The 395-nt window shown below is 72.2% G+C and carries 1 protein-coding gene; it reads left to right on the plus strand.

The window, feature by feature from the left end:
* Nucleotides 1-395, plus strand: a 395-nt coding sequence (locus tag IMZ11_RS44595; RefSeq protein ID WP_228649849.1) for a TVP38/TMEM64 family protein, incomplete at both ends; no start/stop codon positions are given.

Below are 395 nucleotides of genomic sequence, written 5' to 3' on the forward strand. Positions count from 1 at the left end.
GCCGCGGGCAGCGGCGTGTTGTTCGGCCCGGTGCTGGGCACCTTCGTGACCTTGGGCGCGACGGTCGGCACAGCCGTCGTTGCCAGCCTGATCGGCCGGCGCGCGGGCCGCGACAGTGCCCGCGCCCTGCTCGGAACGCAACGGGCCGACCGGCTCGACCACCAGATCGAGCGGGGCGGTCTGTGGGCCGTGGTGGGCCAGCGCTTCGTTCCCGGAGTGTCCGACGCGTTGGCCTCCTATGCCTTCGGCGCCTTCGGAGTGCCGTGGTGGCAGATGGCCGTGGGCGCGTTCATCGGCTCGGTGCCGCGCGCATTCGTCTATACCGCCCTGGGCGCGTCGATCGGCGATCTGTCGGCACCGCTGGCCTACACCGCGATCGGGGTGTGGTGTGTGAC

Source organism: Microtetraspora sp. AC03309 (assembly GCF_020826795.1).
GTDB lineage: Bacteria > Actinomycetota > Actinomycetes > Streptosporangiales > Streptosporangiaceae > Microtetraspora > Microtetraspora glauca.